The sequence below is a fragment of the Gammaproteobacteria bacterium genome, from assembly GCA_021648145.1.
Taxonomy (GTDB): Bacteria; Pseudomonadota; Gammaproteobacteria; order JAADGQ01; family JAADGQ01; genus S141-38.
In genome coordinates this window covers 185,692-201,143 of record JAKITI010000001.1, presented here as the reverse complement: position 1 = coordinate 201,143, position 15,452 = coordinate 185,692, and the positions used below count along the sequence as shown (strand labels likewise).

Genomic DNA, 15,452 nt, shown 5'->3' with positions numbered 1-15,452 from the left:
TTATGTGTAGTGAATCGGGTTCTGTACTGTTTGGTTTGCCAGCGGAGAACGATTGAGTATTTTACCAAAAGCGCTTGTCAATTTTGATAAAACAGGCTTTTTGGTTTTATAGGTGACTTCGTACAAATCTTTTGTTTTGCTCTGCTCCAGTAAGTAGTCATCACTGGTTTTTAGCTCATCAACTAATTTCAGTTCAATGGCACGTCGTCCGAACCAATGCTCGCCTGTGGCTACTTTTTCAATATTGACGATGGTGCGATTTTCAGTGATAAAGTCTTTAAAAAGTTCATGCGTATCTTCAATATCTTCTTTAAATTTAGCACGGGCTTTATCCGTATTTTCACCTAAAAGGGTGAGTGTTCTTTTGTATTCTCCCGCAGTGATCATTTCATAATCAATATCATATTTTTTCAATACTCGATTGAAGTTGGGAATTTGAGCGACCACCCCGATGGAGCCGAGAATGGCGAATGGAGCGGCAATGATGCGGTCTGCGACACAGGCCATCATATAACCACCACTGGCAGCCACTTTATCAACTGAGATCGTTAGTGGAATTTTCTTGTCTGTAATGCGCTGTAATTGAGATGATGCGAGTCCATAAGCGTGAACCATGCCGCCACCACTTTCTAAATGAACAAATACTTCATCACTGTGTTTTGCACAGGTGAGTATTGCCGTAATCTCTTCACGCAATGTGGTGACAGCAGAAGCTTTGATATCGCCATCAAAATTCAGCACAAAAATAGAGTCGCGTTTTTCATCACTCTTCTCAAGTGCTTTGATTTTGGCTTTTTGAGTTTTATGGTGTTTTTTCAGTTCGGCTTTAGATAAAGTATGTGATTCGAGCGCTTCTGTCATCTCTTCATATTTAGTGTTCAGTTTAGTGACTTCGATATGTGACTCTTTTGAAGCACTTTTACCTCGGCTCATTTGCATAAAAATACCACCAGTGATGATCAATATTGCGATCACAATGGTGATTACTTTTGCGAAAAAAAGCCCATACTCTAACAATAATTCAAGCACGTAAGTTCCTCTATTTATAAAATTTAATCAAGATAGCGGGATAATAACCCATTGTAAGCATCAATGCGCCGATCACGGAAATAGGGCCAGATACGCCTAACCTGTTCTGTACGACTGAGATCTATTTCAGCAGTCAGTACAGCGCATTGATCCGCTGGCGCTGCTTTAATTATTTCACCTTGTGAGCCAGCAATAAAACTGTTGCCCCAAAATTGAATGCCTTGGGTTATACCGCTTGCATCACCCTCAAAACCACAGCGATTACAACTAATTACAGGTATTCCATTAGCAATAGCATGAGCACGTTGAATGGTCATCCAGGCATTAAGTTGGCGCTGCTGTTCTTCATGATTATCCGCAAGATCCCAGCCAATGGCTGTGGGGTAAATAAGTAATTCAGCACCGGCTAATGCCATCAAACGAGCGCTTTCTGGGTACCATTGATCCCAGCATACTTGTACACCTAAACGGCCAACCGAGGTATCAATCGGCTGAAAACCAAGGTCACCTGGTGTGAAGTAATATTTCTCATGAAATCCAGGGTCGTCAGGAATGTGCATTTTTCGGTATATGCCAACGATCCCTTGTGTTGTATCGAGAACCACCGCTGTGTTGTGATAGATACCGGCAGCTCGTCGCTCAAAAATTGAAGCGACAATCACGATATTTAACTCTGCAGCAATCGTGCTGAGTTGATCGGTTGTTGAGCCTGGAATGGCTTCCGAAAGATCAAATAGCTCAGGGTCTTCTGTTTGACAAAAATAGAGTGATGTATGCAACTCTTGTAATACGATTAAATTTGTACCCTGTTTCGCTGCATCACGAATGCCCTGGATTGTAGTTGCCAAATTTTTATCACGGTCACCCGTGCAAGAATGCTGGATTGCAGCGACGCTTAAATATTGGCTCATTATAAAACCCCATCAGGCAACTGCATGGTTAAGCAGTGCAAACTACCGTATTGTAAAATAATTGCTTGGCAGGGGATGGGGATAATTTTTCTGTTTGGAAAGCACAGTTGCAGGCAAGCAAGCGCTGCTTCATCGGCAGGATCATTATACGTAGGTAAGAGCACCGCACCATTAATGATCAAAAAATTAGCATAGGTTGCAGGCAGTCGTTGCCCATCATCAGAGTATTTGGCTTTTGGCCAGGGAAGTGGCATCAAGCGATAAGGTTTTCCTCGAACTGTTTTGAAAGATTTCAACTCCTCCTCCATAGCTTTAAACTCTTTGTAATGTTCATCATGAACATCATCACACGCGACATAACAGATGGTCTGTGCATCACAAAAGCGGGCAAGAGTATCAATATGACTGTCGGTATCATCCCCAGCGAGATAACCATTTTTAAGCCATAAAATACGTTGAATGCCCAACTTTTCACACAATATATGTTCCAGCTTTGATCGATTTAGGTGGGGGTTACGATTGGGGGCAAGCAGGCAGGCTTCAGTTGTCAGCAGTGTGCCTTGACCATCGGTTTCAATACTTCCCCCTTCAAGCACCAGATCAACCGTCTCAATAGGGGTGTGACCAAAAGTCCCGCTTTTATGCTGCAAACGCGTTATTTTATTATCTTTTTCTGATTCAAATTTGTGACCCCAAGCATTGAACGTAAAATCAAGTAGATAAGGGTGGTTGTTACGGTAAATTGTTATGGGGCCATAATCACGCACCCATGTGTCATTAGAGGGGTTTAGTGTGAAAATAATTGAAGTACTATCAATCTCAGCAAGACGAAGCAAATCATTAATATATGATTGCTGTGTTTTATTAAAACAGTTAATGACTACTTTTTGGTGCTGGCTGATTGATTTTGCAATACTTACAAAAACAGGTTCAACCTGATCCAGAATGGGTTGCCAGTCACTTCGGTCATGTGGCCATGTGAGCATAACCGCACTTTGATGGTGCCATTCGGCAGGTAGTTTTGGGGTGGTATCTGTATAGCTATTTTTAATCAAACCTTATATTCATTCGGTTAGGAACGAGCACACAATGTATAAACTATTTAGTACTCGTTCCTGAAAAATGTTCCTGATTCATTGTTTTTTAATTCACTGCCGATTCAATCGTTGCCTCCTGATTGATTGGGCTGTACCAACTATTTGAAAACCTAACACAATTACGACCGTCTGTCTTGGCTTGATAAAGTGCCGCATCCGCTTTATTAAATAATGAAACAGGATCATCCTCCAAAGTGAGGTGAGAAACACCCACACTGACCGTGACAGGTATCGTCAGATCTTTGGTTCGGCAAGGCGTATTTTCTACGGCTTCACGAATCCGTTCTGATAGACGAATTGCACCATTACGATCCGTATGACTTAAAATAACTGTAAATTCCTCACCACCGTAACGGCACAGCATGTCGGTTTCTCGTATGCATTGCTTCACTGTTCTTACAAAGGTTTTGAGTACAGCATCACCACTTGAATGCCCATAATGATCGTTAACCTTTTTAAAATGATCCAGATCAAAAGAAACCAAAGAGAGAGGAGAGCCATTTCTATGTGCCAGTTTGATTTCTCTATTGATCGCATCATCCATCGCGGCTCGATTAGGGATTCCTGTCAACGGATCTTTCAATGCTGACTGTAATGCAGATTGATATGCAAGAGCATTGTGCAGTGGGTACAGAAGGCTGCGTAGAAGTGGTTCTATCTGTACCATCTCTTTTTCTTTAAACTCAGTCACTCTCGTTAAACTCAGCTCACCCATAGGCTTGTTATTGAGCGTTAGTAAATAAGTGCAAAGGTATTCGCTTTTATTTCCAGTTGAAAAAGATATTTCAGGTAGGGGGCCACTATAATGAATACTGTCGTGGGGAATAGTGCTATTAATTTCCTGGCTAAATATTTCAATAAGCTTTTGATAGTCGAGTGTTGATTGTAAAGCTTTCGTGATTTCAAGTGCTCTGATCTGGCCAGAATCATATTCTATTTTTTTTCGACCTGATTCACTTTTTTTCTGTGGAGAAAAATCAAGAAAAACAGATTTATGTGGGTGTTGATATACCATTTGTGGTGTTGCAATCATAGCTTGATCCTCACGTCCTTGAGTATTTAAAAAGTAAAATATTTTTTGAACATGTTTTAAGCTATGCTAAAAGTATGCCAGTACTATAATTTTATTTAAAATCAATAAATTATAGTAAAAACAGCAATATAATAACGCTCTATTGACAATAGTTTGACAGAATCCGTATAAAGCGTGTTTTTTATCGTCAAACAGTCGGCGCGACTGCAACAAGGAAAGTTTAAAAAGTACTATGAGAAGTCTGTGAGTGAAAATTTTTATTATCAAAAATCAACAGAATCTGGAAGCGGTCATTCAGCAACTAGGAAAAGCACGTACAAATATTTTATTTGGACAAATTTTACTTAAAGGAAAATTGCTGACTTCAACTGTTTTGGAAAAAGCTTTGAAACGACAGGCATATGAAGATAAGGGAAAACGTCTGGGGCATATTTTAACTGAGCAGGGTGTTATAGATTCATGGCAAGTCAAGGTCGCACTGGCTTATAAGTTTGGCATCGCTTGCGTTCAACTGGATGGCTTTGATATCCCACCGCATACACTCTCTCTACTTAAACCTTATATTGCATTGCAATATAAGGTGTTGCCACTTGGAGTGGTTGATGGGCGACTGGCTGTACTAATGGAAAACCCACTGGATGTAAAACGAATTGAATTACTTCGTTTTAATACCCGGCAAGCCATTGAACCACTGATGTGCTCTTCAAAAGAGCTCTCTTTAGCACTGAGTAAATATTACAGTTCATTTGATGAGACTGATGCATTGAATGATATCGAAGTTGCTTCAGATGCAGAGTTTACCGAGCTGGATTTGTCTGACAGCCATCAAACCATTGAACAACAGGCAAAAGCAAAACCCATTGTTCGTTTATTAAATTCACTGGTGCATCACGGAGTTATAAGCCAGGCCTCGGATATTAATATTCGTCCACAAAAAGACCAGATTGATGTTTATTATCGTATTGATGGAAAAATGCAATATTACCGTACACTTAATAAATCATTGCTGGCAGCACTGGTCAGTCGTATCAAAATTATAGGCCGTATGAATATTGCAGAGCGCCGGTTACCTCAGGATGGGCGATCACAAATGGTATCCGCTGGAAAATCAGTGGATCTGCGAATCTCTATTATTCCTACTATGTCGGGTGAGAGTGTGGTAATTCGTATTCTCGATAAAAACAGAGGTGTGCTTGGGTTAAATGATTTGGGGTTATCAGAAAAGGTGTACCTTCAATTAAAGTACCTATTGGAACGCCCTCATGGTATTTTTCTTGTAACGGGGCCGACAGGCTCAGGAAAATCAACAACGCTTTATGCCATCATCAAAGAGATCAGTAAACGAAAACCTCATATTTTAACGGTGGAAGATCCCGTTGAATATGATATTGAAGATGTAGAGCAGGTGCAGGTTGCAAATGATGTGGGCTACACATTTGCAAAAGCACTCAGAAACTTTTTACGACATGATCCTGATGTCATCATGGTGGGTGAAATTCGAGATGAAGAGACCGCACATATTGCAAATAAAGCGGCACTCACCGGGCACTTGGTGTTGAGTACACTGCATACCAATGATTCATCAAGCGCGATTACACGATTGATTGACATGGGGGTTGAACCTTACCTGCTGAGTTCCACTTTGCTTGGAGTCATGGCGCAGCGGCTTATACGTCTTAATTGCACAAAGTGCCTGGTAGAAGAGTTCATTGAGCCATCAATACAGAAAGCATTCAGCTTAAAAAGTGATGAGATATTCTGGAAAGGGAAGGGGTGTCTTGTCTGTTCTAACACAGGCTATAAAGGGCGCGTCAACATCTGTGAACTGTTGGTTGTTACACCGGAGATTCTAAATCATGTAAATAACAGAAGCCCCGCACGAGTCATTCGTGAAAAAGCATTATCTGATGGAATGGTCTCATTAATGCAAAATGCCATCAAACTTGCTCGCAAAGGCTTGACTTCAATGGAAGAAGTCTACGCCATCGGGCTTGAATATTAATGCTATTTTAGAGTTCTTCTGATATTTTATCAAAAACTGTGACTTATCTGCCGTGTGTTAAACTACAAGGATATCAATTAAACATAAATGCACATCAGGTATGCCCATGAAATTTCTTGACGTTAAAACTGACTTTGCTTTTAAAAAGGTTTTTGGCAGTATCGATAGTAAAGATATCTTGATCAGTTTTCTAAACTCAATGATATATGCGGGCAGTATTCAGCAGGTCAAGGATTTGACCATTGTCGATCCCTATACCATTCCCATGCTCAAAGGCATGAAAGATAGCTTTGTTGATGTCAAGGCGGTGCTCAATGACGGCACTCATGTGATTATCGAAATGCAGGTATTGAATCACAAGGGGCTTGAAAAGCGTATTCTCTACAATGCGGCAAAAAATTATTCGATTCAACTGGAAAAAGGCGAAGATTACACATTGTTGAATCCCGTTATCGCACTAACGCTGGTCGATTTTACGATGTTCCCCAACATTGACCAGGTAACCAGCCGCTTTAAACTGATCGAAAAAGAGACGATGATCGAATACAGTGATGATATTGAGATGATCTTTGTCGAACTACCAAAATTCACTGCATCCTTTGATGAACTACAGGGCATTGATGAGCAGTGGATCTACTTTGTAAAACACGCAGGTGAAATGGACTTTATTCCTGATAGTTTCAAGGCTCCACTGACCAAAGCATTTTCTCTGATCGATGAAAGCAGCATGAGCCTCGAAGAGCTGGAAGCTCAGCACAAACGTAAAGAGTTTATCTATATCCAGAAATCTTCACTGGAACTTGCCGAGGAACAAGGTATGGAAAAAGGTATGGAAAAAGGCATGCAGAAAGGGAGAGAAGAAATTGCGCGTAATTTACTGGCCTCCGGTATGTCTGTATTTAAGGTGACTCAATTGACTAGGCTGAGTGAAACCCAAGTGAACAATCTTGATTAATCACGCTGAGTCCTTAACCTGCCAGCCTATTACTCCAGCTACAGATTATAAATTTTCCAGAGGGAGAAATGTATTTTGATATAAGCGATATGCTGTCGCGGGGATCTTATCCAGCCATTCATGCTGCACTACTGTTAAGCTGTAATGCACAATAGTAGAAAACTAGGTTACTGGAGCAAAAGAACATAAAAAGAAGCTCCATTGAACGTGCCAAAGCGTCATGAATTTTCCGGAAGCTTAGCTACCGCTCTTATCTCAAACTTTTTCTTCTAATTAAAGCCAATAATAACAGTGCCAGAAAACCTGCTCCGTTCCCACCGACTCCATATTTTTCACTGATTGTTGGTGTGGTATCTTGTGCGAGTACAGGCTTTTTAAGGGCTTGGATTATTGGAATAATCGGCCCGACTGGATTGTTGATGACTCCATTTGCCACACCATCTGAATCCCCGAACCCACCATCAGTGGCCTGTATCGTAACTTTATTGCCATCAACGCTTACTGAACCTGTATAGGTTTCTAAAGTATCTGTTGCCTTATTATACTGATACCACTGGCTTTGGGCTGGCGGGGGAGTTTCAAAATAAAATATAACTTCTGTCACCTGAGTGTTGGCTGGCAGTTGTTCAATTCGAAAATCAAATAATCCGAAAGGAATTGAGTCAATTTGACCATCAGATTTTATGGCCGTCATTAACTCATCCTCACTTAAAGCACTCAGACAGCTTAATGTGCCTTGACTGGCCTGAATGCTCACGACTATTTCTTCATTTGCATCGTATATATTGCATATCCCTTCTTCTTTATCACTTTTTCCATTGTTATTAATATCAATGAATTTTGGTTTCTGAGATTGATTTTTAGCATCATCTTCTTCAGTCGTGACCGCAACAGGCTTTTTCAAAATCGTAACAGGGGTGGGTTGTGATTGTTTGTTTTCTGTTGTTGCTTTATCACTATTATCAGTTGAAGAAGGGGCATCTGTTTTTACTCTGACTTTGACAAAACGTTCCGCACTACGCCCTCGGTCATCTTTGCAAGTGAGTGTAAATATGGTGTCTTCAGTGATTGAAGCAACTGTTTCACTGTTCGTTGGAAAAGCTGATTTAGTCCCTGACCAGCCTCCAGATGCGGTGCATGAGTTAACTCGAAGCGTCTCCCAGGTCAGCGTAATTTTTTCACCTGGCTTGGCATAGGCACGATTGGCATTAAGGCGAATATCAGGCTGTGACTCAAGTACTTTTACATCGATAAAGTCAGTCGTTGTGCCTCCAGAACCAGTGCAAGTCAAGAAAAATGTAGTATCAACACAGAGCGGGCCAACGCTCAATGTGCCTTGAGTCTCCAGAGGAGATTTATGCCACTCACTCGTATTGTAATAGTTATTTTTGTTGTGTGTTGTATCCATACCCAAACCACCGCACGTGACTGGACTTGCACCTGTATCCGTACCGGAGCCTTGGCAGATTTCTGCGTCAGTGGCATACCAGTTCAGAGTGACTACACCCAAATAACCGATGGTGCTTCGGGATGTTCTGAGCATAATAACAGGGGGTTTGGCAATCATAATGTTGAGCGATTGCATTGCACTGCCACCTGCGCCACGGCAAGTCAAGAACAAGGTGATATCCTTGGTTAACAAACCAAGTTGTTCACTGCCTTGTGGTGCTTTTTCGCCCGACCAGTCGCCCGAGGCAGTACAGACGGTTGCATCTTCAACAGCCCAGGAAATAACCGGTTTGCTGTTACTGGGAAGAGTCATTTTATTAGAACTGAATGTCAATGTGGGCTGCTCTGCCGCCAGCACACTGACAGTGATAAATTTTGTAGCAGAGCCATTTGGCCCACGGCAGGTTAGAAAAAATACACTGTTTTCTTTAAGAGGGCCTATATTTCTTGTGCCACTTGTGGGCTTATAGCCTGACCATGCACCGGAACCTACACAACTTGTTGCATTCTCAACTTCCCAGCTAATACGCGCCATGTTGTTGTATTCAATCAATGCAGCATCGGCTGACAGTGTGATCACAGGAAGTGGATTGTTCGGGTCAACACTGTTTTCACTATTGCCAGGTTCGGGTGCTGAGGGTTCTGTTGGGGCGGGTCTTAAAGGAGATACATTTTCGACCACCAATGTATGCGTGTCATCTGGTGAAAGTGCAGGGGTGACTTGCAATTCAACAGTAAGATAGTCATCAGAGAGTGTCGCACTGACGATTTCAACCTCTTTAGTGATGAAGTAGTTGTCGATATTTTCTGCACTACCGGGACTCACAGGTTGATTAAATACAACATTCAAGCGACTCGGATCATCTGTCAATTGTATGCTAAACAGAGGAGGAGCCGTATCAGATTCACTGTCACCCAGTAAATTGAAAGTGAGTAATTTATATGTGCCGTTTTCGTTTAGCGGGGTTGTATCAAGCAAAACAGCGGTACGATCTGTGCTGAGCCTTGCATCAAGTGTGCGTACGCCATCACTAATGTAGTAATTGCCTGTTGCAATTGCACTCCATGGCGAAAGAGGCATATTAAAATCAATTTTTATTTGTGAAGGTTCACTGCGTGCATTGATGCTTGTAATTTCAGGTTTGACTGTCGCAGCCATAACAGAGAGTGGCACTGCACTCATGAACACGCAGAGTATGAGTTTCGAAAAACAACACCGATACTTAAATAATAGTTGATACAACATAGCCAAACCCCTCTCAAGTCATTTTATGCGAGAAGTGTCGAAAGAGTATCGAGATCATTTAAGCAGCGCATGGTAGCACTGCATGAAATGAGAATATGGAAAGTCTCACTCCCAGTTCCGTAGTCGATACTGCATTCCTTCGACAACTCCCTGGGCCAAATTGCCACTCTTGGCTGCGCCCGATTATTACTTGCCAAATCCGTAACTACTGCAAGTTTTTATTATGGCTTATATCGTACTTACTTTTATGGGTAAAAAGCAATGTTTGAGATGAATTTTATTTCATTTTTGAGAAGTGGCGCGCAATGCGAGCAGTGCTGCGCCATAGGCGGCTTCATTTTGTGTTGCTTCCAGTACAGGCACACCCAGCATATGACTTCGGATCTGTCTCCAGGCGGGGTTGCTTGCGCCACCCCCCGTAGTTTTTATTGATGTAGGGTAGGGCGCGCCGAGTTCAGCGAGTAATTCATAGCCTCGCTTTTCAATTTGTGCGATACCTTCCAGAATTCCCTGAAAAAATAGAGTGTCACTTTCGGGTCGTGGCAAGAGCTTAGGTTTTTTATCAGGATCATTGACCGGAAAACGTTCGCCATCACAGGGAAGGGGATAATAGTTCAAATGAGTGGGTTTCTCAGGCCTCACTTTTTGAGTCATTTTATTGAGTTGATCAATCGTAAAATATTTTTTCAGCACTGCACCTCCACTATTAGAGGCTCCACCCGCCAACCACAAATGACCCATTCGATGGCTGTATACTCCATACTCAGGTGCACTGATTGGCGTTTGAGTAAAAACTTTTAAAACCAGCGTTGAACCCAGTGATGTAACGGCATCACCGATGCAGTGTGCATCCGTTGCCAGTGTTGCAGCAATACTGTCAGTTGTCCCTGCAACTACTTGAGTTTCATCGTTAAATCCAAAACGGTTAATTGCCTTTCGAGAAACTACTTTAACGTTTGTGCCACGTGGAACGATTTCAGGAAGCAATTTTCGATTAATATTCAACTGATTTAACCAGTCAGGCCAAGCTCCTGTGAGCGGATCAAATCCGAGCTTAAGTGCGCTGTTTTCATCACTGAACTTGAATACTCCAATCAGTTTGCCAGCAATCCAGTCGGCTTGGTGTAATACGCGTCTGACGTTATTTAATCTGTTATTGCGTTGCATCCATAGAAATTTTGCGAGGCTGGATGATGCGCCATGCGCACCACTTTGTGGTGGAGCCCACTTTTTAATCAGAGAAGCTTCTTCAATACTGCGAATATCGTTGTACATTAATGCGGCATTAAGTGGCGTACCGTATTCATCGACTGTGAGTAACGTGCCTGACGTGCCATCAACAGCAATTGCCCGAATATTTTGCATTGAAATCTTGCTTTGCAATGAGTGCAGAACACGGCACACAGAATCCCACCATAGAACTGGATCTTGTTCTATGGTTGAACCTCGTTGTACAGGAGCAGGGATTGATGTATTCGCTTGGGCTTGAATTTGATGATTACTATCAATCACAATACCTCGACATCCTGATGTGCCGAGATCAATACCAAGAAACAGATTCATAGGGAAGCTCTGATTAAGTCATGGCAAAGTAATCGCTTGCGGTGATACCCAGTGATCTGCTTTATGTTCTGCAACTACAGAGGTGTAAATTCCACCACGCACATTAAAGTCAGCTGTCAAGCGCATGAAGCGTGGCTCACAAGCACGAACAAGGTCATTTAGAATGTCATTCGTGACCTTTTCATGAAAAGCACCTTCTTCACGGAAAGACCAGACGTACATTTTCAACGATTTCAGTTCAATACACTTTTGATCTGCGACGTATTCAAGCTTCAGTGTTGCAAAATCAGGCTGACCTGTTTTAGGGCAGAGACAGGTGAATTCAGGCACATCAATACGGATCGTGTAGTCACGCTCCGGCATTGGGTTTTCAAAGGTTTCGAGTTTTTTACTGGGTCGTGTGGACATATCTAAAAAGACTGCTTGTTGAATGAAAGCGCTGCATTATGACGCAGAGAATGGATGTTGCAAACTGTTGACAAGGATGCGGCTTGAATTGATCACTTAAAAATTTTTAAAAATACAAGTAAAAACAATTAATTATAATTTTTTATTAAAGTTAATGGTTGGATAAATTTCTTGCTTTTATAACTTGAAAGAAGGTGCGCCAGACGGTACTCTTTGTGTGCTATGCGCCTAAAAAAAATAAAACTCGCCGGGTTCAAATCCTTTGTTGATCCAACGATCGTACCATTTCCCAGTAATCTGGTGTGTGTTGTTGGGCCCAATGGTTGTGGCAAATCGAATATTATTGATGCCGTACGCTGGGTGATGGGAGAGAGTTCTGCCAAGCAGTTGCGCGGTGAATCCATGGCTGATGTTATTTTCAATGGCTCATCTGGGCGCAAGCCTGTTGGACAGGCTTCTATTGAGCTGACTTTTGATAATCGGCAAGGCATGATGGGTGGCCAATATGCAAACTACAGTGAAATTTCTGTCAAACGTCAGATAAATCGTGATGGAAAATCGAATTACATACTCAATGGCACACGTTGTCGGCGACGTGACATTACCGACATATTTCTCGGCACGGGCTTGGGGCCTCGTAGTTATTCCATCATAGAGCAAGGCATGATTTCACGCTTTATTGAAGCCAAGCCTGATGACCTACGTACCTTTATTGAAGAAGCGGCGGGCATTTCAAAATATAAAGAGCTGCGGCGGGAAACTGAAAATCGAATCAAAAATACCCGTGAAAATATTTTACGTATTAATGATTTAGTCGATGAACTTGATAAACGAATTCAGGTTTTAAAACGGCAGTCTCATATCGCTGAACGTTACAAATCACTTAAAGAAAAAGAGCGTTTATTGAAAGCCCAATTGATTGCTTTGAAACTGATTAATCAGCAGCAGCAACTCACTGATACAGACACTCAAGTTAAAACTAAAGCGCTTGAGATGGAAGCTGAAATTACCCAGTTGCGCAACACTGAAACCCACATTGAAAAAATACGTAATGAACATGTTAAAGCATCTGATGCTTTTAATCAGATTCAAGGTGATTTTTATGGTGCGGGTGCTGAAATTGCTCGCTTAGAGCAAGCCGTTCAACACGTCAATGAAAAGTTACAACAGCAACAATCTGACCTAGTGACTGCCGAACATACTTTTCAGGAAGCTTTGACACACCAAAAAAATGACCAGGAACAGATGATGCAGTTCACACAACAGCTAGAGGCTATTCAACCCCAGCAGGTTGCCGCCCGAACTGCAGAGCAAGAATCTTCTGCGAAACAAGCAGAAATTGAATCAATGATGCAGCAATGGCAGCAGTCTTGGGATGAATTTAATCGTAATGTGGCTGACGATGTCAGGCGTGTTGAAGTTGAGCGAACACACCTTCAACGGCTTGAGCAACAAATCACACAATCAAAACTTCGAAAAACCCGGCTGGAAGAGGTGTTATTGAATCTGGTTCCTGACAGTCTGGAGCATGATATTGGACTGTTGCAACAGGAAAAATTGTTGCTTGATGATGAGATTGTTCAGCACAAAGAGCGGCTACAATCACATCGTGAGCAGATTGTAGTTCAGCGTGAATATAGTCAACAATTCGGCCTGCAACTTGATGAAGAGCGTATCGCACTACAAAGTGCACAAGGGCGCATCTCCTCTCTGGAAGCGTTACAACAAGCTGCACTCGGTAAGAATAAGAGCAATGGTGAAGGTACAACCCGCCATTGGTTAGAGCAAAAAAATCTGCAAAACGCAACTCGACTGGCTGAAGGTATTGAAATTGAAAGTGGCTGGGAATCTGCATTAGAAACTGTTCTCGGCATACATCTGGAAGCGGTCTGCGTGGATGAGTTTGAGAAATTGACTCCTTATCTTGACGCACTGAAAACAGGTGTGCTCGGACTGTTTGAAACAAACACGACCACGCAACAAAAGAGTGAGACTGCTACGTTATCAACACCGTTATTAGGAAAAATACAAGCAAATTGGCCTTTGGATGGATTACTCACAGGAGTTTATGCTGTCGATTCACTTGAAGATGCACTCACTTTGCGCTCTGAGTTAAATGCGGGGGAATCCATCATCACTCAGTCGGGCATCTGGTTAGGCGTGGATTGGTTGCGAATTTCAAAAGAGAGTGATGAGAAAAGTGGGGTGCTCATCAGGGAGCAAGAGCTCAAGGCGCTTTACCAACAAATATCTGAACTTAAAGTGTTGGTAGAAAAGTACCAATACAGACTGAAGCAAAGCAATAAAGCACTAAAAAAGTATGAAGATGAGCGGGAAAGTGCTCAGGCTACCTTACAAAATATTCAGATGCGTCAAGGTCAATTAGATGCACAACTGAGCGCAAAACAGGCACGTTCAGCCCAGATGAAAGTGCAACAAGTTCAAGCGATTCAGGAGCTGGAAGAACTTCATGAGCAACTCTCTAATGAAACAGAAGAGACCAGTTCAGTTACAACGCGTTTAAATCAAACCCTTGTGCTGACAGAGCATCACACTGAAAAACGCGCTGAACTGGAATCACAACGCGACAGACTCAAACAAAATCTGGATCAGCATCGACACCAGGCACGCGCCCATAAAGATGTTGTACATAAAGTTGCGTTACAAATACAGTCACTCAACACACAACAACAATCAACACAAAATAGCCTGGATCGAATGCAGTCTCAGTTGGTACGACTAGAGCTACGTTGCAAGGAGCTTAAGAATTTTTTAGGGAATGAAGAATCCGGTTTAGAGCTAAAAGAGCAGCTTGAAAATTCACTCAAAAAACAGCTCGATATTGAAACTCGCCTGCAATCAGCGCGCATCTTAAAAGAAAAACTAGAGCATGAGGTTCGTGAAACCGAAAAACAGCGACAAGTTGTAGAACAAAAATCTCAGAAAGTACGTAGCGATCTTGAAAAATTACGTATGGATTGGCAAGCTTTAAGTGTACGTTGTCAGACTTTGGTTGAGCAGGTGGGAGAGAGCCACTTTGATATGGAAATGCTCAGCGATACGATGCCAGAAGATGCTCAGGAATCTGTCTGGAAAACAAGTATTGATCAAGTGACTGCGTCTATTAATAAATTAGGCGTAGTAAATCTTGCAGCCATTGATGAATGTAAAGAGCAAACGATACGTTGGCAATATCTTGTTGACCAGCAAAATGATCTGAATACTGCACTGGATACCCTTGAAAGTGCGATTCATAAAATTGACCGCGAAACACGAGTTCGCTTCAAAGAGACGTACGATAAGGTTGACCACGGTCTAAAGTCATTTTTTCCTCGACTATTCGGTGGGGGAGAAGCCTATCTGGAATTAACAGGTGAAGATTTGTTGAGTACCGGTGTGACCATTATGGCGCGTCCACCCGGCAAACGAAACAGTACAATTCATCTGCTCTCTGGGGGTGAAAAAGCGCTGACGGCTGTGGCATTGGTTTTTGCAATATTTGAAATTAACCCATCTCCTTTTTGCATGCTGGACGAAGTCGATGCACCACTGGATGATGCTAATGTGGGTCGCTTTTGCAAGGTCGTGAAAGAGATGTCAGAGCAAGTTCAGTTTATATTTATCTCGCACAATAAAATCACCATGGAAATTGCAGAGCACTTAATGGGGGTCACAATGCATGAGCCCGGTGTATCACGCCTCGTTGCTGTTGATGTGAATGAAGCATTAGATATGATTGAAGGTTAATCGGGATTAGGG

10 protein-coding genes are annotated in these 15,452 nt (G+C 42.2%); 3 read left to right on the top strand and 7 right to left on the bottom strand.

Features of this window, described 5'->3' with window-relative positions:
- The 4 genes from sohB to L3J70_00910 form a co-directional block, all read right to left on the bottom strand.
- A complete protein-coding gene (gene sohB / locus L3J70_00925) occupies positions 1-1,029 on the bottom strand; it encodes a protease SohB (GenBank protein ID MCF6234936.1) in 1,029 nt (342 codons plus the stop codon).
- Positions 1,030-1,052: 23 nt separating this feature from the next.
- Positions 1,053-1,940 (bottom strand): carbon-nitrogen hydrolase, encoded by an 888-nt coding sequence (locus L3J70_00920; GenBank protein ID MCF6234935.1) that lies wholly within the window; start codon positions 1,938-1,940, stop codon positions 1,053-1,055.
- Complete coding sequence (locus L3J70_00915) at positions 1,940-2,926, bottom strand: agmatine deiminase family protein (protein ID MCF6234934.1); 987 nt, start codon at positions 2,924-2,926, stop codon at positions 1,940-1,942. The genes L3J70_00920 and L3J70_00915 overlap by 1 nt, the downstream gene beginning before the upstream one ends.
- A gap of 157 nt (positions 2,927-3,083) precedes the next feature.
- Positions 3,084-4,070: a GGDEF domain-containing protein gene (locus L3J70_00910; protein MCF6234933.1), complete on the bottom strand. Its 987-nt coding sequence runs from the start codon at positions 4,068-4,070 to the stop codon at positions 3,084-3,086.
- Positions 4,071-4,317: 247 nt separating this feature from the next.
- Here L3J70_00910 and tadA point away from each other — a divergent pair, with 247 nt between their 5' ends.
- Together tadA and L3J70_00900 are read left to right on the top strand one after the other, a co-directional pair.
- Positions 4,318-6,072, top strand: coding sequence for a Flp pilus assembly complex ATPase component TadA (gene tadA, locus L3J70_00905; GenBank protein MCF6234932.1), 1,755 nt, complete (start codon positions 4,318-4,320; stop codon positions 6,070-6,072).
- A 106-nt stretch (positions 6,073-6,178) separates the two neighbouring features.
- Positions 6,179-7,027, top strand: a complete 849-nt coding sequence (locus tag L3J70_00900; protein ID MCF6234931.1) for an Rpn family recombination-promoting nuclease/putative transposase — start codon at positions 6,179-6,181, stop codon at positions 7,025-7,027.
- A 250-nt stretch (positions 7,028-7,277) separates the two neighbouring features.
- Here L3J70_00900 and L3J70_00895 read toward each other — a convergent pair whose 3' ends face one another.
- From L3J70_00895 to queF, 3 genes are all read right to left on the bottom strand, one after another.
- The gene (locus L3J70_00895) at positions 7,278-9,659 is read right to left on the bottom strand and encodes a hypothetical protein (GenBank protein MCF6234930.1); all 2,382 of its coding nucleotides are present in this window, start codon (positions 9,657-9,659) and stop codon (positions 7,278-7,280) included.
- 345 nt (positions 9,660-10,004) lie between these two features.
- The gene (locus L3J70_00890) at positions 10,005-11,285 is read right to left on the bottom strand and encodes an FGGY-family carbohydrate kinase (GenBank protein MCF6234929.1); all 1,281 of its coding nucleotides are present in this window, start codon (positions 11,283-11,285) and stop codon (positions 10,005-10,007) included.
- 18 nt (positions 11,286-11,303) lie between these two features.
- Positions 11,304-11,693, bottom strand: a complete 390-nt coding sequence (gene queF / locus L3J70_00885) for a preQ(1) synthase (protein MCF6234928.1) — start codon at positions 11,691-11,693, stop codon at positions 11,304-11,306.
- A gap of 222 nt (positions 11,694-11,915) precedes the next feature.
- Between queF and smc the strand changes: the two genes are divergently transcribed.
- Positions 11,916-15,440 carry a chromosome segregation protein SMC gene (smc, locus tag L3J70_00880; GenBank protein ID MCF6234927.1) on the top strand — a complete coding sequence of 1,175 codons (3,525 nt, stop codon included), beginning with the start codon at positions 11,916-11,918 and terminating at the stop codon, positions 15,438-15,440.
- Positions 15,441-15,452 lie beyond the last annotated feature (12 nt).

What these genes read in the sequence shown, in the direction of transcription:
- L3J70_00920 (MCF6234935.1), bottom strand. Translation starts at nt 1,940, where the DNA reads ATGAGCCAATATTTAAGCGTCGCTGCAATCCAGCATTCTTGCACGGGT.
- L3J70_00915 (MCF6234934.1), bottom strand. Translation starts at nt 2,926, where the DNA reads ATGCTCACATGGCCACATGACCGAAGTGACTGGCAACCCATTCTGGAT.
- L3J70_00910 (MCF6234933.1), bottom strand. Translation starts at nt 4,070, where the DNA reads ATGATTGCAACACCACAAATGGTATATCAACACCCACATAAATCTGTT.
- L3J70_00900 (MCF6234931.1), top strand. Translation starts at nt 6,179, where the DNA reads ATGAAATTTCTTGACGTTAAAACTGACTTTGCTTTTAAAAAGGTTTTT.
- L3J70_00895 (MCF6234930.1), bottom strand. Translation starts at nt 9,659, where the DNA reads ATGAGTGCAGTGCCACTCTCTGTTATGGCTGCGACAGTCAAACCTGAA.
- L3J70_00890 (MCF6234929.1), bottom strand. Translation starts at nt 11,285, where the DNA reads ATGAATCTGTTTCTTGGTATTGATCTCGGCACATCAGGATGTCGAGGT.
- queF (MCF6234928.1), bottom strand. Translation starts at nt 11,693, where the DNA reads ATGTCCACACGACCCAGTAAAAAACTCGAAACCTTTGAAAACCCAATG.
- smc (MCF6234927.1), top strand. Translation starts at nt 11,916, where the DNA reads ATGCGCCTAAAAAAAATAAAACTCGCCGGGTTCAAATCCTTTGTTGAT.